The sequence below is a fragment of the Pseudomonas sp. WS 5078 genome (genome assembly GCF_012985745.1).
Taxonomy (GTDB): Bacteria; Pseudomonadota; Gammaproteobacteria; order Pseudomonadales; family Pseudomonadaceae; genus Aquipseudomonas; species Aquipseudomonas lundensis_A.
In genome coordinates, this window is record NZ_JAAQWX010000011.1 from 141,066 (window position 1) to 164,664 (window position 23,599).

General features: G+C 57.5%; 20 protein-coding genes. 8 read left to right on the top strand and 12 right to left on the bottom strand.

The features are described from left to right. Window positions 1–101 precede the first annotated feature (101 nt). A complete protein-coding gene (locus tag HBN68_RS15930; RefSeq protein ID WP_094994960.1) occupies window positions 102–587 on the bottom strand; it encodes a YajQ family cyclic di-GMP-binding protein in 486 nt (161 codons plus the stop codon). Window positions 588–702: 115 nt separating this feature from the next. Here HBN68_RS15930 and HBN68_RS15935 point away from each other — a divergent pair, with 115 nt between their 5' ends. The 3 genes from HBN68_RS15935 to HBN68_RS15945 are packed head-to-tail and all read left to right on the top strand — an operon-like array spanning window position 703 to window position 4,297. Then, window positions 703–1,656 carry a putative 2-dehydropantoate 2-reductase gene (locus HBN68_RS15935; protein ID WP_169965212.1) on the top strand — a complete coding sequence of 318 codons (954 nt, stop codon included), beginning with the start codon at window positions 703–705 and terminating at the stop codon, window positions 1,654–1,656. 44 nt (window positions 1,657–1,700) lie between these two features. After that, window positions 1,701–3,713 (top strand): HAMP domain-containing sensor histidine kinase, encoded by a 2,013-nt coding sequence (locus HBN68_RS15940; protein ID WP_169965214.1) that lies wholly within the window; start codon window positions 1,701–1,703, stop codon window positions 3,711–3,713. A 2-nt stretch (window positions 3,714–3,715) separates the two neighbouring features. After that, a complete protein-coding gene (locus HBN68_RS15945) occupies window positions 3,716–4,297 on the top strand; it encodes a cob(I)yrinic acid a,c-diamide adenosyltransferase (RefSeq protein ID WP_094994957.1) in 582 nt (193 codons plus the stop codon). 73 nt (window positions 4,298–4,370) lie between these two features. Here HBN68_RS15945 and HBN68_RS15950 read toward each other — a convergent pair whose 3' ends face one another. From HBN68_RS15950 to secA, 3 genes are all read right to left on the bottom strand, one after another. Beyond that, entirely contained in the window at window positions 4,371–5,315 is a 945-nt protein-coding gene (locus HBN68_RS15950) for a Nudix family hydrolase (RefSeq protein ID WP_169965216.1), read from the bottom strand. Window positions 5,316–5,459: 144 nt separating this feature from the next. Further along, on the bottom strand, window positions 5,460–6,677 hold the full coding sequence (gene argJ, locus HBN68_RS15955) for a bifunctional glutamate N-acetyltransferase/amino-acid acetyltransferase ArgJ (RefSeq protein WP_169965218.1): 1,218 nt from the start codon (window positions 6,675–6,677) through the stop codon (window positions 5,460–5,462). Window positions 6,678–6,794: 117 nt separating this feature from the next. Continuing rightward, complete coding sequence (gene secA, locus HBN68_RS15960; protein ID WP_094994954.1) at window positions 6,795–9,548, bottom strand: preprotein translocase subunit SecA; 2,754 nt, start codon at window positions 9,546–9,548, stop codon at window positions 6,795–6,797. Window positions 9,549–9,856: 308 nt separating this feature from the next. On the opposite strand from secA, the gene HBN68_RS15965 reads away from it, so the two are divergent. Next, window positions 9,857–10,321 carry a DciA family protein gene (locus tag HBN68_RS15965; protein ID WP_094994953.1) on the top strand — a complete coding sequence of 155 codons (465 nt, stop codon included), beginning with the start codon at window positions 9,857–9,859 and terminating at the stop codon, window positions 10,319–10,321. 8 nt (window positions 10,322–10,329) lie between these two features. Here the strand turns inward: HBN68_RS15965 and HBN68_RS15970 are convergent, their stop codons facing one another. Further along, window positions 10,330–11,808, bottom strand: a complete 1,479-nt coding sequence (locus tag HBN68_RS15970; RefSeq protein WP_169965220.1) for a helicase HerA-like domain-containing protein — start codon at window positions 11,806–11,808, stop codon at window positions 10,330–10,332. 196 nt (window positions 11,809–12,004) lie between these two features. Between HBN68_RS15970 and HBN68_RS15975 the strand changes: the two genes are divergently transcribed. Next, entirely contained in the window at window positions 12,005–13,894 is a 1,890-nt protein-coding gene (locus tag HBN68_RS15975; RefSeq protein WP_094994951.1) for a methyl-accepting chemotaxis protein, read from the top strand. A gap of 31 nt (window positions 13,895–13,925) precedes the next feature. On the opposite strand, the gene HBN68_RS15980 is transcribed toward HBN68_RS15975, so the two are convergent. Together HBN68_RS15980 and purU are read right to left on the bottom strand one after the other, a co-directional pair. Next, a complete protein-coding gene (locus tag HBN68_RS15980; protein ID WP_169965222.1) occupies window positions 13,926–14,099 on the bottom strand; it encodes a hypothetical protein in 174 nt (57 codons plus the stop codon). 113 nt (window positions 14,100–14,212) lie between these two features. Beyond that, a complete protein-coding gene (purU, locus tag HBN68_RS15985) occupies window positions 14,213–15,061 on the bottom strand; it encodes a formyltetrahydrofolate deformylase (protein WP_094994950.1) in 849 nt (282 codons plus the stop codon). 347 nt (window positions 15,062–15,408) lie between these two features. On the opposite strand from purU, the gene mvaT reads away from it, so the two are divergent. After that, complete coding sequence (mvaT, locus tag HBN68_RS15990; RefSeq protein ID WP_047276768.1) at window positions 15,409–15,786, top strand: histone-like nucleoid-structuring protein MvaT; 378 nt, start codon at window positions 15,409–15,411, stop codon at window positions 15,784–15,786. Window positions 15,787–15,862: 76 nt separating this feature from the next. On the opposite strand, the gene sbcB is transcribed toward mvaT, so the two are convergent. The 3 genes from sbcB to HBN68_RS16005 form a co-directional block, all read right to left on the bottom strand. After that, on the bottom strand, window positions 15,863–17,314 hold the full coding sequence (gene sbcB, locus HBN68_RS15995) for an exodeoxyribonuclease I (RefSeq protein WP_169965223.1): 1,452 nt from the start codon (window positions 17,312–17,314) through the stop codon (window positions 15,863–15,865). Window positions 17,315–17,387: 73 nt separating this feature from the next. Further along, window positions 17,388–17,747: a pilus assembly protein PilZ gene (locus HBN68_RS16000; RefSeq protein WP_094994948.1), complete on the bottom strand. Its 360-nt coding sequence runs from the start codon at window positions 17,745–17,747 to the stop codon at window positions 17,388–17,390. Between the two features lie 207 nt (window positions 17,748–17,954). Next, entirely contained in the window at window positions 17,955–18,329 is a 375-nt protein-coding gene (locus HBN68_RS16005; protein ID WP_094993870.1) for a hypothetical protein, read from the bottom strand. Window positions 18,330–18,489: 160 nt separating this feature from the next. On the opposite strand from HBN68_RS16005, the gene pyk reads away from it, so the two are divergent. Beyond that, the gene (gene pyk, locus HBN68_RS16010; RefSeq protein WP_094993869.1) at window positions 18,490–19,941 is read left to right on the top strand and encodes a pyruvate kinase; all 1,452 of its coding nucleotides are present in this window, start codon (window positions 18,490–18,492) and stop codon (window positions 19,939–19,941) included. Window positions 19,942–19,998: 57 nt separating this feature from the next. Here the strand turns inward: pyk and HBN68_RS16015 are convergent, their stop codons facing one another. Continuing rightward, window positions 19,999–20,754, bottom strand: a complete 756-nt coding sequence (locus HBN68_RS16015) for an enoyl-CoA hydratase-related protein (RefSeq protein WP_169965225.1) — start codon at window positions 20,752–20,754, stop codon at window positions 19,999–20,001. Window positions 20,755–20,784: 30 nt separating this feature from the next. Then, window positions 20,785–21,723 (bottom strand): iron-sulfur-binding ferredoxin reductase, encoded by a 939-nt coding sequence (locus HBN68_RS16020; RefSeq protein ID WP_169965227.1) that lies wholly within the window; start codon window positions 21,721–21,723, stop codon window positions 20,785–20,787. A 313-nt stretch (window positions 21,724–22,036) separates the two neighbouring features. Here HBN68_RS16020 and HBN68_RS16025 point away from each other — a divergent pair, with 313 nt between their 5' ends. Continuing rightward, window positions 22,037–23,560: a fumarate hydratase gene (locus tag HBN68_RS16025; RefSeq protein ID WP_169965230.1), complete on the top strand. Its 1,524-nt coding sequence runs from the start codon at window positions 22,037–22,039 to the stop codon at window positions 23,558–23,560. The last annotated feature ends 39 nt before the right edge of the window (window positions 23,561–23,599 follow it).

Sequence of the window (23,599 nt, forward strand, 5' to 3'; positions counted from 1 at the left end):
GCGAAACGACTGAACGCTACCCGCTCAATCGTTTCTGCAGTGCCCGAAAAACTCGGACGCCGATGATCGCCAGAGGTTCCCCCATGGCCAATGATCATTAATCAATCGCGGAAATTGTTGAACTGCAATGGCAGATCGAACGTCTTGGCGCGCAAGGCAGCAATGGCTTCTTGCAGGTCATCGCGTTTCTTGCCGGTAATGCGTACCTGCTCACCCTGAATGGCGGCCTGAACCTTGAGTTTGGCGTCTTTGACGTGAGCGACGATTTTCTTCGCCATCTCCTTGTCGATACCTTCCTTGAGCACTGCTTCTTGCTTCATCAGCTTACCCGACGCGTAAGCTTCCTTGACCTCAAGGCACTGCACATCGATCTTGCGCTTGACCAGGGCCAGCTTGAGAATTTCGATCATTGCTTCCAGTTGGAAGTCTGCTTCGGCAGTCAGGTTGACCGTCAGGTCTTTTTCCTTGAACTCAAAAGAGCCTTTGCCTTTTAAGTCGTAACGGCGGTCCAGCTCTTTGACAGCGTTCTCGACTGCGTTGGTGACTTCGTGCTTGTCCAGTTCGGATACCACGTCGAACGACGGCATGTGTTTTCTCCAATAATAAAGGGCGCGCTCAACACAGATGGAGCACGCCTGACCTGACAGTTAAAATGCGCGGGCATTATAACGGTTCTTCGACTTCATTCACGGGCGAGCACTCATGTCTGCACAAACCGATAGCGGCACCTCACGGTTGGCTTCAACGCCTTGGCACATTCTGGGGGCTGGCAGTATGGGTTCGTTATGGGCCACCCGCCTGGCACGGGCAGGGTATGACGTACGGCTGATTTTGCGCGATGAGGCGCGATTACACGCTTACAAAACGGCGCAAGGTTTGACCCTCGTCGAAGGAAACAAAGCCACTCTGTGGCCCATTGCAGCGCAAACCCTCGACACCGCAGAACCCATCATACGCCTGCTAGTGGCGTGCAAAGCGTATGACGCAGAGCATGCCGTCGCTCGTATCGCTCACCGTTTGAGCCCTGACGCGCAACTCATCCTGCTGCAAAACGGACTGGGTAGCCAACAAGCCGTAGCCGCTCTGGTTCCACGGGCGCGCTGCCTGTTTGCCTCCAGCACGGAGGGGGCGTTTCGTGAGGGCGACTGGCGCGTGGTCTTTGCCGGGCAGGGTCATAACTGGCTAGGTGACCCTCAACAGGGCGCCGCGCCCTCATGGCTTGACGAGCTACAACACAGCGGCATCAGTCATGAGTGGAGCCCGAACATTCTGAGTAGGTTGTGGCGCAAGTTGGCGCTCAACTGTGCAATCAACCCGTTGACCGTGCTGCATCAATGCAGAAACGGAGGACTGAAAGCACATGCGCACACAGTGGATGCGCTGTGCAGTGAACTCGGCGCCCTGCTTGAAATCTGCGCACAACCAGAAGCAGCGGCAAATTTGAGCACTGAAGTGCACCGGGTGATTGACGCCACAGCTAACAATTACGCCTCGATGTATCAGGATGTGGCACAACGCAGGCGCACAGAGATTAGCTATTTGACCGGGTATGCCTGCCAGGCGGCGCAACGCAGTGGCCTGGACACACCTCACTTACATGCTATCCACCAACAGTTGACAGCCCACCTGAAGCACCTCGGTTTGCCCTCTCACTGAACGCCGCGCTAACCTGCCCGTTCACGCACTCACTAGGGCCCCTCATGTCTTTGCGCCAGCGCCTCGAAAACCTGCCGGTCGGCCAAAAGCTGCTGGCCGCCCTGCTTGTGCTGCTGGCAACCGTGCTGCTGGTGGCCAACCTGACATTCATCAGCGTGGCTTACTGGATTTCCCACGAAAGCACCGCGCCGCAAGCGTTGCAGACCTTGGGCAGTCTGGTATCCAACCCCGCGCTGATGGAGCATGCGCTGGATTCCCCTGAGAGCGCCAACGCCCTGCTTAAAGAAATTGGCACCTACGCCCCCCTCCGAGCCGGTGCTATTTATGACCCGTCTGGCCATTTATTGGCACAGTTGCAGCACGGCGATCGTCTGGCGCTACCCGAACACTTTGACCAAGTTCAAGCCTGGGGCCTGACTGAGCTGCGCAGCCATCACACTTCCCGGCTTCCGAAGGGCGGGCATCTGTTGCTAGTGGCCAGCAGTGAACTGCCCATGGCGTTTTATACCGGCACGTTCACCGCCAGCCTCGGAATTCTGGTGTTCAGTGTCTTGCTGTGGCTGTTGATCGCGCGCCAGATCAAGCGCCTGATCACACAACCCATCTATCAGCTCGAAGAGCTGTCACGCCAGGTCACGCGCGAGGAGAACTATTCGCTACGGGCCAAACCGGGCAATAACGATGAAATCGGCAGCCTCGCTGAAGCGTTCAATACCATGCTCTCGCGTATCGAAGCGCGTGAGCAGGAGCTCAAACGCGCCCGAGATGAAGCACAGGCAGCCTACGATCAAGCCCAGGCGCTGGCAGAAGAAACCCGCCATACCAATCGCAAGCTCGAACTTGAAGTGCAGGTAAGAAGCAAAATCGAGAAAAAACTCACCGGTTTTCAGATTTATCTCAACAGCATTATCGATTCCATGCCCTCCGCCCTGATCGCACTGGACGAACAGCTCTACGTCACGCAATGGAATCAGGAAGCCAGCGCCCTCTCCGGCACGCCGCTGGATGAGGCCCTGAATCAACCGGTTTATCTGGCATTTGAACCTCTGAAACCTTTCTTGCCGCAAATCAAAGACACCATCGCCCACCATCGCGTCGTCAAAATAGAGCGCGTGACCTGGCCTCAAGGTGATGAGCCCAAACATTACGCACTGACTTTCTATCCATTGATGGGGGGTGGCGGACGCGGCGCCGTGATCCGCATCGACGACATCACCCAGCGGCTATCCATGGAAGACATGATGGTTCAGTCAGAGAAGATGCTCTCTGTGGGCGGTCTCGCGGCGGGGATGGCCCATGAGATCAATAATCCATTGGGCGCCATTTTGCATAATGTGCAAAACATCCGGCGGCGCCTGTCCAACGACCTGCCCAAGAATAGTGAGCAAGCCGCGCTGACAGGCGTTGACCTTGATGCGATAAACCGTTATTCGCAGGCCCGAGAAATCCCTAAGCTACTGGATGGCATTCAACAGGCGGGGGCCCGCGCAGCCAAAATCGTGACCCACATGCTCAGTTTCAGTCGCCGCAGTAATCGCCAAATGAGCCCTTGCGACCTGTCGGCGCTGATTGATCAGGCGGTCGACATCGCAAGCAATGACTTCGACCTCGCCATCGGTTTCGACTTCAAGGGCCAGGCCATCATTCGTCAGTTTGACCCTCACCTCGGGCCCGTACCCTGCATCCCCAACGAGCTGGAACAGGTGCTGCTGAACTTGTTGAAAAACGCCGCCCAGGCGATTCATCAGCGCCAAGGCAACACCGAACCCGGGCGCATCGTCCTGCGCACGAAACTGAATCCACCCTGGGCTGAGATCCAGGTGGAAGACAACGGCGCAGGCATGCCTGAAAACGTGCGCAAACGTATTTTTGAGCCTTTCTTCACCACCAAGGAAGTTGGCCAAGGCACAGGGCTCGGTCTTTCCGTGTCCTACTTCATCATTACCAATAACCACAAAGGGCAAATGGAAGTGCACTCAACCCCGGGTCAAGGCACGTGCTTCACGCTGCGTCTGCCATTGATGCCCGTCCACGAAACTACCAAGTCGGAACTGTAACCATGGGCTTTCGCTTATCAAAGATTTACACCCGCACCGGCGACAAGGGCGAAACAGGCCTGGGCGATGGCCGGCGCGTGTCCAAAGATCATCCTCGGGTCGAGGCGATTGGAGAAGTGGACGCGCTTAACAGCCAACTGGGGCTCTTGCTCGCCGGGTTACACGAGCAAAGCGTCCGGACGCCGGGCCTGGACGAACTGATCGAGGTGCTGACGCCCTGCCAACACCGACTGTTTGACTTGGGAGGCGAGCTGGCCATGCCGGCTTATCAGGCGTTAAACCTGAGCGAAGTCGAACGGCTTGAAGCGGCGATTGATCGCTGGAACGAGGAGCTGGGACCACTGGAAAACTTCATTTTGCCAGCAGGCTCTACCCTGATCGCCCAAGCGCATGTGTGTCGCTGCCTCGCGCGCAGTGCCGAGCGTCGCTGCCAACATCTCAATGCAGTCGAGCCGCTCAACGGCCCTGGACTGGCCTATATCAACAGGTTGTCAGACCTGCTGTTTGTGACGGCACGCTTGATTGCCAAGCGCCAAGGGGTTGCAGAAGTGTTGTGGCAGGCCGCAGATAAACCCGCTGATTGAGGCGCAAGCGCTCGTCAGTGCGCTTGCACGGGAGAACACAGATTACATTTCGGGCACACGCTGTGACGTCAGGTCATGCGTGGGGCCAGAACGCGCGAATGCCCGATACACCTTGCGCGCCGACGTCCCACGCCTGCTGACGATCATCAGGCCCCAACCCACCCAGCAGAAACACCGGCTTGTTAAAACCAGCAATCAGTTGCTGCGCCTGCTCCCAACCCAAAGGCTCCATATCTGGATGAGTCTCTGTGGGCAAGACGGGTGACAGCGTCACGAAGTCAACGTCCATCTGTTCTGCCAACGCCAATTCCTCAGCGTTATGACACGACGCCGCCAACCAGCGATCTTTAGGAAACGGCCGGCCTTTGGCGGCGTATTTACGTAGTTGCGCCGCCGTCAAATGCCAACCGGCCGACGGAAAATCACCCAGCCACTCCAGCGGCCCTTTGAGCATCAGCTGCGCCTTGCCTGCGCACAGCCCCGTGGCGTCTACCGCCAAATCCCGGTACTTAGGGTCATAGCCTTTGGGCGCGCGCAAGGAAACCAGTTTGATACCGCCCGCGATGGCTTTCTGTAAGCCCCGTAGCAACTCTGGCCCTTCAAAACCGTCAGGCGTGATGAGGTACTGATCAGGCAAACGCGCCGCTGCCACAATCGGTCTATTGGCTTCAGGAAATGCGTAACTCGCCAGATCCCGCTGGCTGACCCACGCCAAAGGCTGGCCTTCCACGCCGCAAGGCTCACCGGTAAACGCCGAGACTTCCCACACATCCAGCAACACGTGCTTGTCGGGATAATCGTGCTTCACGGTGATCAATGGACGAGCCGAGGTCACGTCGATCCCAAGCTCTTCTTTCAGCTCACGGCTCAAGGCCGCGCTGACAGACTCTCCGGCTTCAACCTTGCCGCCGGGAAATTCCCAAAGACCGCCTTGATGCTGTGTATCAGCACGACGAGCAATCAGAATTCTGCCGTCAGTGCCTCGAATGACGGCCGCAGCCACATGAACTCGTTTCACCCTTGAACTTCCTCTAATCCCGCCTGTTGCCAGGCTTTGAACGTGGACTACCGAATCAGCAGCCGCTCACGTGCGCTGGTAAGTCGTTAGCGCGCCCATCAAGCCAAACAAGCTTGCCTGACTGGCACGCGATGTCGAGACGACTTAGGTCCGGTACTCCGCGTTGATTTTGACGTACTCGTGGGACAGGTCGGTGGTCCAGATGGTTTCGCTGCATGCACCGCGGCCCAACTCGATGCGGATGGTGATTTCTTCGCGCGCCATCACTGCCGAACCTTGCTCTTCGGTGTAGGTCGCCGCACGGGCACCGCCACTGGCGATACACACTTCGCCGAGGAACACGTCGATCTTGCTGACATCCAGCTCCGGTACACCGGCACGGCCCACGGCTGCCAGGATCCGGCCCCAGTTGGGATCGGACGCGAACAGTGCGGTTTTGATCAGGGGCGAATGGGCCACGGTATAACCGACGTCCAGGCATTCCTGGTGATTGGCGCCGCCATTGACTTCAACGGTCACGAACTTGGTCGCACCTTCGCCATCGCGCACGATGGCCTGCGCCACCTCCATGCACACGTCCAGCACCGCCTGTTTCAGCGCGTCGAACAAAGGGCCGCGGGCTTCGGTGATTTCAGGCAGATTGGCCTTGCCCGTGGCAATCAACATGCAGCAATCGTTGGTGGACGTATCGCCATCGATGGTGATGCGGTTGAACGATTTGTTGGCGCCGTCGAGCAACAGATCTTGCAGCACCTGGCGCGACACCTTGGCGTCCGTCGCGATGTAACCGAGCATGGTGGCCATGTTCGGGCGAATCATGCCCGCGCCCTTGCTGATCCCGGTAACGGTAACGGTCACGCCTTCATGCTGAAACTGACGACTCGCCCCTTTGGGCAAGGTGTCGGTTGTCATGATGCCGATGGCCGCCTCTGCCCAGTGATCCTCAGCCAGATCGTCCAGCGCCGCGTGCAGCGCGCCTTCGATTTTTTCGACCGGCAATGGTTCGCCAATCACACCGGTGGAATACGGCAGCACAGCGCTGGCGTCCACACCGGTTAATTCGGCCAGTTTCGCACAGGTGCGGGTAGCCGCTGCCAGGCCTGGTGCCCCGGTGCCTGCGTTGGCATTGCCGGTGTTGGTGAGCAAATATCGCACAGGACCTTGCACGCGCTGTTTGGCCAGAATGACCGGGGCCGCGCAAAACGCATTCAGGGTGAAGACGCCCGCCACGCTGGAGCCTTCGGCACAGCGCATCACTACCACATCCTTACGCCCGGGACGCTTGATACCGGCTGAAGCAATCCCCAGCTCAAAACCCGCAACCGGGTGCAAAGTGGGCAAAGGACCAAGACCAACTGCCATGATGCGCTCCTCAATAAGCTGTCTGCGCCGCCCTTAAATGGCGGGAATTCAATGGTAAAACGCCGCGACGGCTAATGCCGGTCGCGGCGCAGGTGTTTCAGCAGATGAAACGGGTTATCAGTTGATTTGCCCGTGACAGTGCTTGAATTTTTTGCCCGAACCGCAGTAGCACAGCTCGTTGCGGCCGAGCTTCTGTTCGTTACGAACAGGGTCGGTAGCAGGCGTGACGTCTGAGACCTCTACGCCTTCCAGCTCTTCGGTCAAGGCCTGCGGCTGATCCAGACCCGGCGCCTCTGCATGCTGGAACTGCATGCGCGACGCCAGCTCTTCAGCTTCCTGACGCAGACGTGCCTCTTCTTCGATTGGGTCTTCGCGACGCACTTGAACATGCGACAGCACGCGGATCGAATCGCGCTTGATCGAATCAAGCAGCTCGGAGAACAGGTTGAAAGACTCGCGCTTGTATTCCTGCTTCGGGTTCTTTTGCGCATAACCGCGCAAGTGAATGCCGTGACGCAGGTGATCCATGGTCGACAGGTGGTCTTTCCACAGGTCATCCAGTACGCGCAATACAATCTGCTTCTCGAACGTGCGCAGCGCTTCAGCACCCGCCTGCTCTTCTTTCTCGTTGTACGCCGCAATCAGCTCAGCCAGCAGCTTCTCGCGCAGGGTTTCTTCGTACAGGTGATCGTCTTCGTCGAGCCATTGCTGGATTGGCAACTTCACGCCGAAGCCGCTTTCGATGGCGGACTCCAAACCTGCAACGTCCCACTGCTCCGGCAGCGACTGTGGAGGGATGTGTGCGCTGATCGTGCTGTCGAGGACATCTTTGCGGAAGTCAGCGATGGTTTCGCCAATGTTGTCGGCGGCCAGCAACGTGTTACGCATGTGATAAATCACTTTACGCTGTTCGTTGTTGACGTCGTCGAACTCCAGCAATTGCTTACGGATATCGAAGTTGCGACCTTCAACCTTACGCTGGGCCTTTTCGATAGCGTTGGTCACCATGCGGTGCTCGATCGCTTCGCCGGACTGCATGCCCAGGGCCTTCATGAAATTCTTCACCCGGTCAGAGGCGAAGATGCGCATGAGGCTGTCTTCGAGCGACAGGTAGAAACGGCTGGAACCCGAGTCACCCTGACGGCCGGCACGACCGCGCAGCTGGTTGTCGATACGGCGCGATTCGTGACGCTCGGAAGCAATTACGTGCAGGCCGCCCGACTCCAGGACTTGCTGGTGACGTTTCTGCCAATCGGCCTTGATCTGGGCAATCTGCTCAGGAGTAGGGTTCTCGAGAGACGCCACTTCCACTTCCCAGTTACCGCCCAGCAGGATGTCCGTACCACGGCCTGCCATATTGGTGGCGATGGTCAGCGCGCCCGGGCGACCGGCCTGTGCAATGATTTCAGCTTCTTTTTCGTGGAACTTGGCGTTCAGAACTTTGTGCTCAATGCCTTCCTGTTTCAACAGGTTGGACATGTGCTCGGACGTTTCGATGGTCGCGGTGCCCACCAGTACCGGACGGCCTTTGGCCATGCAGTCCTTGATGTCGGCCACAATGGCTGCGTACTTCTCGTCGGCCGTCAGGAACACCAGGTCGTTATAGTCTTTACGTGCCAGCGGCTTGTTCGGCGGGATAACCATCACCGACAGACCGTAGATCTGGTGGAACTCGAACGCTTCAGTGTCAGCCGTACCGGTCATGCCGGACAGCTTGTTGTACAGACGGAAGTAGTTCTGGAAGGTGGTCGAAGCCAGCGTCTGGCTCTCTGCCTGGATGTTCAGGCCCTCTTTCGCTTCGATAGCCTGGTGCAGGCCTTCGGACAAACGACGACCCGGCATGGTACGACCGGTGTGTTCGTCAACCAGCAGCACCTGACCGTCTTCAACAATGTATTCAACGTTGCGGTGGAACAGTTTGTGAGCGCGTAGTGCAGCGTACACGTGGGTCAGCAGGCCCAGGTTGTGCGCCGAGTACAGGCTTTCACCTTCAGCGAGCAAACCGATCTGGGTGAGCATCTCTTCAACAAACTGGTGACCGGCTTCGTTCAGCTCGACCTGACGGGTCTTCTCGTCGATGGTGAAGTGACCCGGCTTGGTTACTTCGCCCTCTACTTCTTCGATGTGCTGTTCGAGACGCGGAATGAGCTTGTTGATTTCGGTGTACAGTTTGGAGCTGTCTTCAGCCTGACCGGAAATGATCAGCGGCGTACGGGCTTCGTCGATCAGGATCGAGTCGACTTCGTCGATTACAGCGAAGTTAAGCTCACGCTGGAATTTTTCTTCCATGCTGAAAGCCATGTTATCGCGCAGGTAATCGAAGCCAAATTCGTTGTTGGTGCCGTAGGTGATGTCAGCGGCGTAGGCTTCACGCTTTTCCTGTGGTGGCTGGAACGGCGTAACCACGCCGACCGTCAGGCCCAGGAACTCATAAAGCGGACGCATCCAGTTGGCATCCCGGCGCGCCAGGTAATCGTTCACCGTCACAACGTGCACGCCCTTGCCGGACAACGCGTTGAGGTAAACGCCCAGGGTCGCTACCAAGGTCTTACCTTCACCGGTACGCATTTCTGCGATCATGCCTTCGTGCAAGGTCATGCCACCGATCAGCTGGACGTCAAAGTGGCGCATGCCCATGACGCGCTTGCCTGCTTCACGGCAGACCGCGAAGGCTTCAGGCAGGAGTTGATCGAGGGTCTCACCTTTTGCTATGCGGGCCTTGAACTCTTCGGTCTTGGCACGCAATTGCTCGTCGGTCAGAGCAACCATCTGCTCTTCGAGGGCATTGATGACCTGAACCTTCTTGAGCATGCGTTTAACTTCGCGCTCGTTCTTGCTTCCAAAAAGTTTCTTTAACAAAGGCGCAAACATATCGGCAGGATCTTCCACACATAGGGATGGAGGGCGGCCCCGAGAGTCGCCCGAGCAGCCCTGATGGCCGCATGCGAGCGAGCATTCTACCCGGAAACGGCGGTGAGGAAAGTGGCGTTATTCCACGATACTGGTACAGCGTTGTGACGGGGCTTCACTAAAATAAGGGCTTTTTGCTGAACTTCAACCCATAAGAGCAAGAAGTTACTCATTGATTTTGCAGCCAAAGTCTTCAGTTAGCGGATCAAGCGCAGCCACACGGCCGGTTTCTGCTAAGATTGCGCCTCAGTTTTCTCAGGTGTTTGAACATGGCATTTCGCCCACATCCAGCACGGGCACCCTCTGTCCTGCTGCGCGAGGCTAAGCCGTTAAAAGCCATCTTCGGCCACGCCAAGCGCTTGGCCCACCTGCAACGCTTGCTTGAAAGCCAGCTCCAGCCCGCCGCCCGCGAACACTGCCATGTGGCGTCGTGGCGTGAAGGCAGCCTGCTACTGATTGTCACGGATGGCCACTGGGCGACGCGGTTACGCTACCAGCAAAAACGCCTGCAACGTCAATTGCAGGCGTTTGATGAATTTGCCAGTCTGACCCGCATTTTATTTAAAGTGCAGCCGCCTACCGTGTTAGCCAAAGTGGCTGGCCACACCCTGGACTTGTCACAAGACGCCGCCCAGACCATCCAGGCGACTGCTGACGGAATTACCGACCCCGCACTGCGAGCCGCCCTTGAACGGCTCGCCAGTCATGGCAAACCAAAATCCGGTCCGGCGTAGCCGCTGCTTTATTTACGCTTGCTGCCACCCAGTAATGACCCGAGCAATCCCCGAACCAACTGGCGCCCCATTTGATTGACGGCCTGACGCGCCATCGACTGCAATGCCTTGCCTGTCGACGTCCCGAGGAACTCCCCAGCCTGATCCAGAAATCCGGGTTCTTTGGGCTCGGCCGGGGCTTGCTCCGCAGAGACACCGCCTTTGCGCGCCATGAGCACCTCGTAAGCAGACTCTCGATCTATCGGCTTGTCGTACCGCCCCTGCAGGGGTGAGGTGGCAATCAGCCCGGCGCGTTCCGCGTCACTCAAAGGACCGATGCGCGACTGAGGTGGCGCAATCAGCACCCGCTGCACCATCGCCGGCGTGCCCTTATCCTCCAACATGCCGACCAAAGCCTCGCCGGTGCCCAGCTCCGTTAGCACCGCGAGCGCATCGAACGCCTGGTTGGGTCGGAACCCGTCGGCCACGGCCCTGAGGGACTTCTGCTCTTTGGCCGTGAACGCCCGTAATCCATGCTGAATGCGCAGCCCCAATTGCGCCAACACGGTGTCAGGCAAGTCCGCTGGCGATTGCGTGACAAAGTACACGCCCACACCTTTGGAGCGAATCAAGCGCACCACTTGCTCCAGTCGATCCTGAAGCGCTTTCGGTGTATCGGCAAACAGCAGATGCGCCTCGTCAAAGAAAAGCGCCAATAAAGGCTTGTCCGAATCACCGCGCTCGGGCAACTGCTCAAACAATTCGGCCAGCAGCCACAACAAAAAGGTCGCGTAGACCTTGGGCGCTTCATGCACCAACCGGCTCGCATCGAGCAAATGAATGCGCCCGCGTCCGTCACTGTCCGGCTGCAAAATGTCTTCCAACTGCAACGCAGGCTCACCAAACAGCGCCTCAGCGCCCTGCTGCTCCAGGGTCGCCAGTCGTCGCAGTAGCGCCTGGCTGGAACCGGTGGTCATTAGCGCCGCGTCGTCGCCCAGCACTTCGGGATGATCCCGCAGATGATTGAGCAACGCTTTGAGGTCTTTGAGATCCAGCAGCAACAGGCCTTCGCGATCCGCCACTTTGAACGCCGCATACAGCGCTGATTGTTGGCTGTCCGTCAGTTCCAGCAGACTGCCTAGCAAAAGCGGCCCCATTTCACTCAGGGTTGTGCGTAATGGATGCCCAGTCTTGCCCTGAATATCCCACAGCGTCACTGGATAAGCCGTGGGCTGGAAATTAAGCCACGGCATGCCCGCGATCCGCTCTGCAATTTTGCCCTGAGGATTGCCGGCGGCCCCCAGACCACACAAATCGCCTTTGATGTCGGCGGCAAACACTGCCACGCCCGCATCACTGAACTGCTCTGCCAGGCGTTGCAGCGTGACGGTTTTACCTGTCCCCGTAGCGCCCGCAATCAAGCCGTGACGATTGGCCAGACGCAATGACTGGGCGACGGGCTGACCCGAAAGGTCGGCACCGAGAACTAAAGCTGAGGAATCAGGCATTTTTCCACCTTAAATTAATCTTTCGCGGTAACACGTCGATACAACGTTAATGCTAGACCAGAAAATTCCGAATTTAATGTCGGAAAGAGCGCAAATAAATGTAGGAATCGCTCAGGTTCTGTCAGTGGTTTCTATGTTGGGCGCATTTCATGTCAGCAGGCATCACACTTTTAGACCTTAGCGGACCCTTCAAGCCATGAACAAAAATCTGCGTTTCAGTCATAAAATCCTGCTTGCCGCGTCCCTGATCGTAATAGCCGCTTTTTCGCTATTTACGCTTTACAACGACTACCTGCAGCGCACTGCCATTCGCGACGATCTGGACAGCTATCTGCGTGAGATGGGTAGCACAACGGCCAACAATATTCAGACATGGCTCGGCGGGCGCATCTTGCTCACTGAAAACCTGGGCGAGACCATCGCTATTAATCCCGCGCCTGACTATGTAGCCCAGTTGCTGGAGCAAAAAGCCCTTAGCAGCTCATTTATGGCGGTCTACTTCGGTGACACCCAAGGTGCATTCACCATCCGCCCCGATAGCAAAATGCCGGATGGCTTCGATCCGCGCAGCAGGCCTTGGTACAAGGATGCACTGAACAGCAATGCCGCCAGCCTGACCGAACCCTATATTGATGCGGTCACCGGGCAGATGATCATTTCCATTGGGACCGCCGTAAAAAAAGGCGGGCAAACCCTCGGAGTCGTCGGCACTGACCTGACACTCAAAACCATCACGGACACGATCAATGCCCTGGATTTTGGCGGCATGGGTTACGCCTTCCTGATCAGCGCAGACGGCAAGATCCTGGTTCACCCGGATAACACTCTGGTCACCAAGAACCTGAAAGATATCTACCCTCAAAACACGCCTCCCATCAGCACGCTCATCAGCGAAGTCAAGCTCGACGGCAAAGAACGCATCGTGACGTTTGCTCCGGTCAAAGGCTTGGGGTCGGTCAACTGGTACGTCGGCCTGTCGATTGATAAAGAGCAGGCCTATACCATGCTCAGCACCTTCCGCACGTCGGCAGTCATTGCCACGCTGATCGCGGTGATCTCGATCATAGCCCTGCTCGGCTTGCTGATTCGTCTACTGATGCAGCCGCTGCACGTCATGACCCGCGCCATGCAAAACATCGCGGAAGGTGAAGGCGACCTGACCCGCCGCCTGGTAGTCGAATCCAAAGACGAATTCGGCACATTGGGGAGCGCGTTCAACCAGTTTGTGGAGCGTATTCATACTTCCATGACGGAAGTGGCCTCGGCCACCGAACACGTCAATGAAGTCGCCTTGCGTGTCGTCAGTGCATCCAATTCGTCCATGGTTAACTCTGACGAACAAGCCAGCCGCACCAACAGCGTGGCCGCAGCGATCAACGAGCTGGGCGCCGCAGCGCAAGAAATCGCGCGCAATGCGGCACAAGCCTCGCATCAAGCCAGCGATGCACGCGGCCTGGCCGAAGAAGGCCAGCAAGTGGTGGAGCGCAGCATCGGCTCGATGCAGCAACTGTCGCAGATGCTCAGCACGTCCAGCAGCCACATTGAGTCACTGAATGACAAGACCGTGAACATCGGTCAGATCCTGGAGGTCATCACCAGCATTTCCCAGCAAACCAACCTCCTGGCTTTGAACGCCGCGATTGAAGCAGCACGTGCCGGGGAAGCAGGACGTGGCTTTGCGGTGGTGGCAGATGAAGTCCGCAATCTGGCGCACCGCACCCAGGAATCAGCGCAACAAGTGCAAAAGATGATCGAGGAATTGCAGGTCAGCGCCCGCGACTCGGTCAACACCATGGAAGAGAGCCAGCGTCACAGCAAAGACAGCGTTGAGATCGCTAATAGTGCAGGTGCGCGTCTTACCAGCGTTACGGAACGTATTGGGGAAATTGACGGCATGAACCAGTCGGTCGCCACTGCCACCGAGGAACAGACCTCGGTTGTGGAATCGATCAACATGGACATTACTGAAATCAACACCCTCAATCAGGAAGGCGTTGAAAACTTGCAGGCGACATTGCGCGCCTGTTCCGACCTTGAGCAACAAGCCGCTCGCCTTAAACAACTGGTTGGCAGCTTCCGCATATAAATGAACGCATGATCTGTGGCCGCCTGAGCGGCTACAGATCAGGTTCCTCTTCAGCCTCTTGCTGTAAGTGATCCCACAGCCTGGCAGCGTCAGGAAACTCCGTTCCGTCTTCGGGGCTCAGTGCGTCCGGATCGTAACGACTCAAACACCCCTCACCTACTGTAGCCGGTGCGCTGGACGTGGCCTTGTCGAGTGGATCGGTCATGGCACCTCCCCCTGTTCAGAACCCGAGATTGCGTTTTCATTGACGAACAACGCAAAGCTGCAATCGACGATCGACAGCGCGTTATTCATCAATGAGCACACAGAGACGCTTGCTTAAAAGACCACCGTCTTGTTGCCGTGCACCAGCACGCGATCTTCCAGGTGATAACGCAGGCCACGGGCCAGCACCATCTTCTCGACATCACGGCCGAAACGCACCATGTCTTCGATACTGTCACTGTGACTTACACGTACCACGTCCTGCTCGATGATCGGACCTGCATCGAGTTCTTCGGTCACGTAGTGGCACGTCGCGCCAATCAGTTTTACGCCGCGCAGCGAAGCCTGGTGGTAAGGCTTGGCGCCAACGAAGGAAGGCAGGAAGCTGTGGTGAATGTTGATGACCTGACCTGCGTATTCTTTGCACAGGTCCGGCGGCAGGATTTGCATGTAGCGCGCCAGGACCACTACTTCAGCATCGTGCTGCTTGACCAGACGCGAGACTTCAGTGAACGCAGGCTCTTTATCCTTGGGATCAACCGGCACGTGGTAATACGGAATGCCGTGCCACTCCACCATGCTGCGCAAGTCATCATGGTTGGAGATCACACACGCGATCTCGCAATCCAGCTCATCGCTGTGCCAGCGGTGCAGCAGGTCCGCCAGGCAGTGCGACTCGCGGCTGGCCATCAGCACAACGCGCTTCTTTTGCGCCGTGTCAGTAATGCGCCACACCATCGAAAATTCTTCAGCGATAGGAGCAAATGCTTCGCGAAACGCCTCGATGCCGAATGGCAGCGAATCCGCACGGATTTCGTGACGCATAAAGAACCAACCGCTCTGGTCGTCCGAGTGGTGGCTCGCTTCAGTGATCCAGCCATTGTGTGAGGCCAGAAAATTACTGACCTTGGCGACAATGCCGACGCCATCGGGGCACGCAATCACCAGTCGAAAAGTGCGCATGTAGGGCAAACTCCAAAAACTTTACTAAGGCCGCCATTCTAGCGAGTGCGCAGCAAAACGACAGTATTCGTTGAGACTGATTACCCACGCCCCGGGCCTCGCTGCCAGAGGTCCGCCTCAACAGTACTGCGGCCTGCATCGCGTTTATTGCAACCTGAATTCGCCTAATTAATCGTTTTAATAGGGTTGATAGCGACGCCTCTATTTAATAGCGCTTATTCAAAACAGCGAAGTTAATGAATAAAAATTTAACTAAATCTGCGCAGACAGGTTTACTTGATCAAAGTGTCTGACTATTATTGCCGCACTGTGTCCCTGTTAACCCTTTTCAACATAAGGTTATCCTCATGTCCCTGATCAACGAATACCGCGCAACCGAAGAAGCCATCAAAGAGCTGCAAGCTCGCCTGAAGAACCTGTCGGAAGACGACAAACTTCAAACTGAGCTGGAATTTGAAGGCAAACTGCGCACGCTGATGGGCGAATACCAAAAATCGCTACGCGATATTATTGCGCTGCTGGACCCAGAGTCCAAAGTAAGCAAAACACCACGCGGTGTTGTGAAAACGACCGGCACCAAACGTGCCCGCAAGGTTAAACAATACAAAAACCCGCACAACGGCGAAGTGATTGAAACCAAAGGTGGCAACCACAAAACACTGAAAGAGTGGAAAGCCAAGTGGGGCGGTGACGTGGTTGAAGGCTGGGCAACTTTGCTCGACTAAGTAATACCCGCACGCAGCTTATTTGCGATGCTCAAAAAAAAACGCCAGCTTGCTGGCGTTTTTTTATTGACGCCCGTTACTCCTCTCTTCCCGGTTCGCCCTCCACAAACACGCGACGACTTAAACCTTCTGCATACCGGCGCCACTCATTCAACAACGTCAATTGCGCGGGCGTAGCGCTGCGCGACAGCTCTGCAACGCTGTGCTGGAAAGCAGCCAGGGTCAGCGGTGCGCCCATCTGCGGATCGGTCAATCGTTGCTGGCAGAAGACGCGCCAGCGTTCGCGCTCTTGCTCATTCAACGTATGAGCAAAGTTTCGCGCCCGGTACCGGAACAATAATTCAGGCAAGCGTTCATCATCAAAAGGCCAGGTATCTTTAGCCAATGCCTCAGGGTCACTGAGTCTTACTTGTTCACACAGGCGACGGTCACGGTCACCGATAAAGCCATCATATAACTGCTGCTCCGGATCCGCGCTCGGCACGAAGTCTTCACGGGCATAAATAGCCGTTAATTTATCCCGCCATAGTTCTTGCGCCTCGATAAGTGTTTGCGCCCGTTCCTGGCATTGGCCAACGTCCAATTGCAAACGCTCTTGATCCTGTGCGCGCACTACATTCATCGGCGCCACCACCGGACAACGATTAACGTGTATTAGCTTGAGCGGCACCGGTAATTGCCCGTCGGGCAAATCTTCTCGACGTGTATAGAGCTGTGCGCGGAGTGACTCAGCATCCAGTTCCAATAATGGCCGCGGATCAAAGTGCAAATCGCAGACAATCAGTGCATTGCGATTTTTCGGATGCCACGCCAACGGCAGTACCACCCCCAAATAATGACGCGCCGCCGAAAACCGTCCTGAAATATGCACCATCGGCTCTAACAGCCGAACCTGATCAAGCACACGTTGTTTCGTGCGCAACTGGAAAAGCCAGTCATATAACTTAGGTTGTTTGTCGCGAATCAATCGGGCCAGGGCAATCGTTGCGCGCACATCCGACAACGCATCATGGGCCTGACCGTGATCAATGCCATTAGCCGCGGTCAGACGTTCTAGCTTAAGAGTGACGCGCCCCTCCTCTTCAGGCCACACAATCCCTTCAGGGCGCAAGGCATAGGCAGTGCGCACCACATCGATCAAGTCCCAGCGACTGTTACCTCCCTGCCATTCACGGGCGTAAGGATCGAAGAAGTTGCGATACAGACTGTAGCGCGTCACCTCGTCGTCAAATCGCAAGGTGTTGTAGCCTGCGCCGCAGGTGCCGGGCAAGGACAGGTGCGCGTGGGTACGCGTCATGAATTCGGCTTCGACCAGCCCCCGATCTTCCAGGCGACTGGGCGTAATGCCGGTGATCAGACAGGCCATGGGGTGCGCAAGGATGTCGTCGCTTGGCAGGCAGTACAGATTGAGCGGCTCGTCAATCTCGTTCAATTCAAGGTCAGTGCGAATGCCGGCGACTTGTACTGGCCGGTCACAACGCGGATTGATGCCGGTGGTTTCGTAGTCGTACCAGAAGATAGTGGTCACGGGGTGTTCCTGAACAGTAGACCCTGCAAGTCTAGGCGTTCAGCCCCGAGCAAGACCAGCCCGGATCTCGGCCTCAGGCAGACGCTGGCAAGGGATAGAAGCTGAAATACTGACGCAGGGCCGTGATCAGGGCGGTGTACTCGGGAGGCGGCTGGTAGAGGATGAAGCCAGCGTCGTAGTAATGCGGCGTGACATCTTCATGGCACCACAGGCAGCGTGCAGTCAGGTCGACCACCTGCACACGACCGTCAGCGTCGGGCAGCTTGAGTCGCAGCTCAAAATTGGCGTCGACCAATAACGGGAGCTGGCTGATGAGCATCAGCCCCTCTTCGCAGACATTACCCAAATACCCCAGGGGCTTGTCCGTGAATCGATTGAACACATTCAAGAAATACGGCAGTTGATGACGCTCGATACGGCGATCAGTAAACATGCTGAATATCACTTTGAAAGGCCATTAAGCATGACCGCGCTAGTACCTGGACTTCCCGCACTGCACGACCCACGGGAACTGGAATGACCACTGAAGTGGCTCGCTAAGGCTTTTGGTTCTCACGGTGAAACTGTGCAGACACACAACTGTCACTTCGCGTATCGCACAGCAATATTAGTAAAAGCAAGGCAAATGGCCAGCTCGGTGTTAAATTTTTGCCGGGATGGCCTGTGTAGTGGCATTCCCGGGAATGAACTTGAGGATGCGCAACGTTTCAATACGCGCCTTTGCCCGATACGCCCACTCGCTCTGCGGGAACTCCTTGATGATCCATTCGTAGGTCTGGGCGGCATCCAGGTAAAACTTCGTACGTTCCAGGCACAAGCCACGCAGCATGGCCGTTTGAGGCCATATATAAGGACGGCTACGGCTGTCGCGATCAACCTCCGACAACTCCAGCATGACCGCCTCGCAATTGCCCCGGTCGTAGGCACGATAGGCATTGTTCAAATGATGATTCATTGACCAGCGGGTGCAACCGACCACACTGGTGGCCAACAGTACAACGAGCAAAATTCGCATGGGTATCTCCTGTTCTCGGCAGGGTATCGACCCGGCGAGCGAATTCTTCAACCAATGACCGTATGCACCACAACTTAAGTCGAAAGTAGTGCAGAGGAACAATGACTACAACTTGAGACCATAGTAGCCTTTGGCAGCGCTTGAACTCAGGAGTCTTTGCATGTCCGTTCGTCGAACCAAAATCGTTGCCACCCTTGGCCCTGCCAGTAACTCACCGGAAATGCTGGAGCAGCTGATCCTGGCTGGCCTGGACGTTGCCCGTCTGAACTTTTCCCACGGCACGCCCGATGAGCACAAGGCCCGCGCCAAGCTGGTACGTGACATCGCCGCCAAGCATGGCCGCTTCGTTGCCCTGCTGGGTGACCTGCAAGGCCCGAAAATTCGTATCGCCAAATTCGCCAACAAACGCATCGAACTGAAGATCGGTGATCGTTTCACGTTCTCCACCAGCCACCCGCTGACGGAAGGCACTCAAGAAATCGTCGGCATCGACTACCCGGATCTGGTCAAGGATTGCGGCGTGGGCGACGAACTGCTGCTCGACGATGGCCGCGTGGTCATGCGTGTCGATACCGCCACCGATGACGCCCTGCACTGCACCGTGCTGATCGGCGGCCCGCTTTCTGACCATAAAGGCATCAACCGTCGCGGTGGCGGCCTGACAGCTCCGGCGCTGACTGAAAAAGACAAGGCAGACATTAAGCTCGCAGCCGAGATGCAGGTCGACTACCTGGCCGTTTCGTTCCCGCGTGATGCGGCCGACATGGAATACGCCCGTCAACTGCGCGACGAAGCAGGCGGCACCGCCTGGCTGGTAGCCAAGATCGAACGTGCCGAAGCCGTGGCTGACGACGAAACCCTCGACGGCCTGATCAAGGCCAGCGACGCGGTGATGGTTGCCCGTGGCGACCTGGGCGTCGAGATCGGTGACGCCGAGCTGGTAGGCATCCAGAAGAAAATCATTCTGCACGCACGCCGCCACAACAAGGCTGTGATTGTTGCGACCCAGATGATGGAGTCGATGATTCAGAACCCGATGCCAACCCGTGCTGAAGTGTCCGACGTGGCCAACGCCGTGCTCGACTACACCGACGCCGTGATGCTCTCGGCTGAAAGTGCTGCCGGCGCCTACCCACTGGAAGCCGTGCAAGCCATGGCGCGCATTTGTGTCGGCGCTGAAAAGCACCCGACCAGCAAGACCTCCAGCCACCGCATCGGTAAAACCTTCGAAAGCTGTGACCAGAGCATCGCACTGGCGGCCATGTACACCGCTAACCACTTCCCGGGCGTCAAGGCGATCATCGCCCTGACCGAGAGTGGTTACACGCCACTGATCATGTCGCGTATCCGCTCGTCGGTGCCGATCTACGCGTTCTCCCCGCACCGCGAAACCCAGGCCCGTGCTGCCATGTTCCGTGGCGTCTACACCGTACCGTTCGACCCGGCATCGTTGCCGCCAGAACAGGTCAGCCAGGCTGCCATTGACGAGCTGCTCAAGCGCGGCGTTGTCGAGAAAGGCGACTGGGTCATCCTGACCAAAGGCGACAGCTACCACACCATCGGTGGCACCAACGGCATGAAGATCCTGCATGTCGGCGACAAAATGGTTTAAGCCTTAACCGGCCCGAACCCGAAGCCCCGTCCGAGCAATCCGGCGGGGCTTTTTGCATCAGGGAGCGGTTTTGTTGATAAATCCGGATAACGCCGCCAACGCCTCAGGCGAATTCAAGCGTTGAATAAACAGCCAGCTTTCTTCTTCAATCACCCGCTGCAACTGCTCACGCCCCGGAGCCCTGATTAGCCGCTTGCTGTCCTGCACCGCCGCCGGGGCCAGCGCCGCCAGACGATGTGCCGCCGCATGAGCTTCGCGCAGCACCGCCTCCCCGTCTTCCAGTGCCGCATTGGCCAACCCCCAGGACGTCGCCTGCTCACCACTGAATCCCTCACCCAACAACAACAGCCGGGCGGCCCTCACCTGCCCCAGTCGTTGCGGCATCAGCAGGCTCGAACCGAATTCCGGGCTCAGGCCCAAGTTGACAAACGGCATGCGCAGGCGGGCATCGCCGGTCACATACACCAGGTCGCAATGCAGCAACAGCGTGGTGCCAATGCCCACCGCAGCGCCAGCGACCGCTGCCACCACCGGCTTACGACAGGCCAGCAGGCTGCGCATGAAACCAAACACCGGGCTGGACATGTCCACGGGCGGGACTTCAAGAAAGTCGACAATGTCATTACCGCTGGTGAAACACTGCGCGCTGCCGCACAACACGATGGCATGCACTGATGCATCTGCATCCGCCTGTTGCAGTGCGGTGGCCAAGCAACTGTACATGTCGCGGGTCAGGGCGTTTTTCTTCTCGGGGCGGTTCAGGCGCAAGGTCAACACCGCACCGTCACGTTCGATAACAATGGCTTGAGTCATGGGCACGCTCAACGTGTGGAAAGACAGCGCTCAACCCCGACTTAAAAAAGCATCCGCCAGCAGTTGATTGCGCGACAACCCTGCCAGGAACAACCGTTTGGCAAACGCCTCCACCGTGTCAGGGTGCCCACAGACTAGGGCACGCGTCTGACGTGAAACAAGGCGCATCCGGACTAGAAAATCCGCCAATTCATCTTTCTGTACGTACTCGACCAGCAGCTGAGGATGCACTTGTGCCAATTGATCCAATTCGGCCTTAAGGTAATGCCCGGCCTCATCACGGGCCACATGCACCACGCGAATCGGCCCGTGGTGGGCGTGGCGCAAGGCTTCACGTAATACGCCGTATAACGGGCCCAGCCCGCTACCCGCCGCCAGTAACCACAGCGACAGCTCCTGCCAGTCCGGGTCGTAATGCAGCGCGCCGCCGCGCAACTCGCCCAACCGCAAGGCATCCCCCACCTTGAACTGACACGCTACGCTGATAAAGGCACCGGGCCGGGTGCAATCGAGATGAAACTCAAGAAACGGGTCTTCTCCCGGCAAACTGGCCAATGAGTAAGGCCGCGCCACCCCGTCGGCTGTCCACAGCACCAGATGCTGCCCGGCGCGATAGCGCAGCGGGCGCTCGGGCACGAGCCGAAGCCGCAACAGCGTCGGACTTAACCAGTCAAGCGCTGCCACTGTGGCTGGCACGCCATCGCGCATCGGATCAAACGCTTCAACCTGCAAATCCCCAACCACCTGACACTGACAAGCCAGACGCCAGCCTTGTTCGCGCTGAGTGCGGGTCAAGGCATCCGGCTTCAAGTCCAGCGGCTCGCCCTGCACGCAACGCACCAGACACGCATGGCAACTGCCCGCGCGGCAACTGTAGGGCACGCGCACCCCGGCCTGATTCAGGCTGTCGAGCAAATTGCTGCCGACGGTAACTGGCCAGCACTGATCGGCGACGTGTAACTCGGGCACTTCGGGGCTCCTGTGGGCAATTAGTCTTATAGACGCTACCGGGTTGTGAAGGCCGCGCGGCCCCCTATGCCCGCAAACCCGCGCAATTAATAGGAAATGCAGGCTCCGCAGGCCCTTATCGCAGTCTTGGGCAGCGACTACAAGTTTTGCCTGCTCAGGTGTATCAAAGAGAGGGCCGGGTTATACTGCCGCGCCTTTTTTGTGCCGGTCATGCGTGCCCGGTGCATCCCTGCAAAGATGTTTACGACAGACCGAAGCACCCAGGTCGCAAACACCTTATTGAATGTTCCCGTCTTATAGAGGAGCGCGACCCATGACCGTGATCAAGCAAGACGACCTGATTCAGAGCGTTGCTGACGCCCTGCAATTCATTTCCTACTACCACCCCGTGGACTTCATCCAGGCCATGCACGAGGCTTACCTGCGCGAAGAATCGCCAGCGGCCCGTGACTCGATGGCACAAATCCTGATCAATTCGCGCATGTGTGCCACCGGCCACCGCCCGATCTGCCAGGACACCGGCATCGTCACCGTGTTCGTACGCGTGGGCATGGACGTGCGCTGGGATGGCGCCACCATGGGCCTGGACGACATGATCAACGAAGGCGTGCGTCGCGCTTACAACCTGCCGGAAAACGTCCTGCGTGCTTCGATCCTGGCCGACCCGGCCGGTGCCCGCCGCAACACCAAGGACAACACCCCTGCGGTCATCCACTACTCCATCGTCCCGGGCAATACCGTGGAAGTGGACGTAGCGGCCAAAGGCGGCGGTTCCGAGAACAAGTCGAAAATGGCCATGCTCAACCCGTCCGACTCGATCGCAGACTGGGTACTCAAAACCGTTCCGACCATGGGCGCTGGCTGGTGCCCACCGGGCATGCTGGGCATCGGCATCGGCGGCACGGCTGAAAAAGCGGCCGTCATGGCCAAAGAAGTGTTGATGGAATCCATCGACATTCACGAGCTGATCAAGCGCGGCCCGTCCAACCGTATCGAAGAGATGCGTCTGGAGCTGTTCGAAAAGGTCAACCAATTGGGCATCGGCGCTCAAGGCCTTGGCGGCCTGACCACCGTGCTCGACGTAAAAATCATGGACTACCCGACCCACGCCGCTTCGCTGCCGGTGTGCATGATCCCGAACTGTGCTGCCACCCGTCACGCCCACTTCGTGCTGGACGGCTCCGGCCCTGCAGCGCTGGAAGCGCCACCTCTGGACGCCTACCCGGAAATCGTCTGGGAAGCTGGCCCGTCGGCCCGTCGCGTCAATCTCGACACCCTGACCCCGGAAGACGTGCAGAGCTGGAAGCCGGGCGAAACCGTCCTGCTGAACGGCAAAATGCTCACCGGTCGTGACGCTGCGCACAAGCGCATGGTTGAAATGCTGAACAAGGGTGAAACCTTGCCGGTCGACCTCAAGGGACGCTTCATCTACTACGTGGGCCCGGTTGATCCAGTGGGCGACGAAGTGGTGGGTCCAGCGGGTCCGACCACCGCAACGCGGATGGACAAGTTCACACGCCAGATCCTCGATCAGACCGGCCTGCTGGGCATGATCGGCAAATCCGAGCGTGGCCCGACCGCCATTGAAGCGATCAAAGAACACAAAGCCGTGTACCTGATGGCGGTAGGCGGCGCGGCTTACCTGGTTGCCCAGGCAATCAAGAAGTCACGCGTGGTTGCCTTTGCCGAACTGGGCATGGAAGCGATCTACGAGTTCGACGTGAAAGACATGCCAGTGACCGTGGCTGTCGACAGTAAAGGCGAGTCGGTGCACATCACTGGCCCGGCGATCTGGCAAAAGAAAATCAGTGAAAGCCTCGCGGTAGAAGTGCAGTAAGCACTTTTAAGTCAGGCACAAAAACGGCCGGGTTAAACC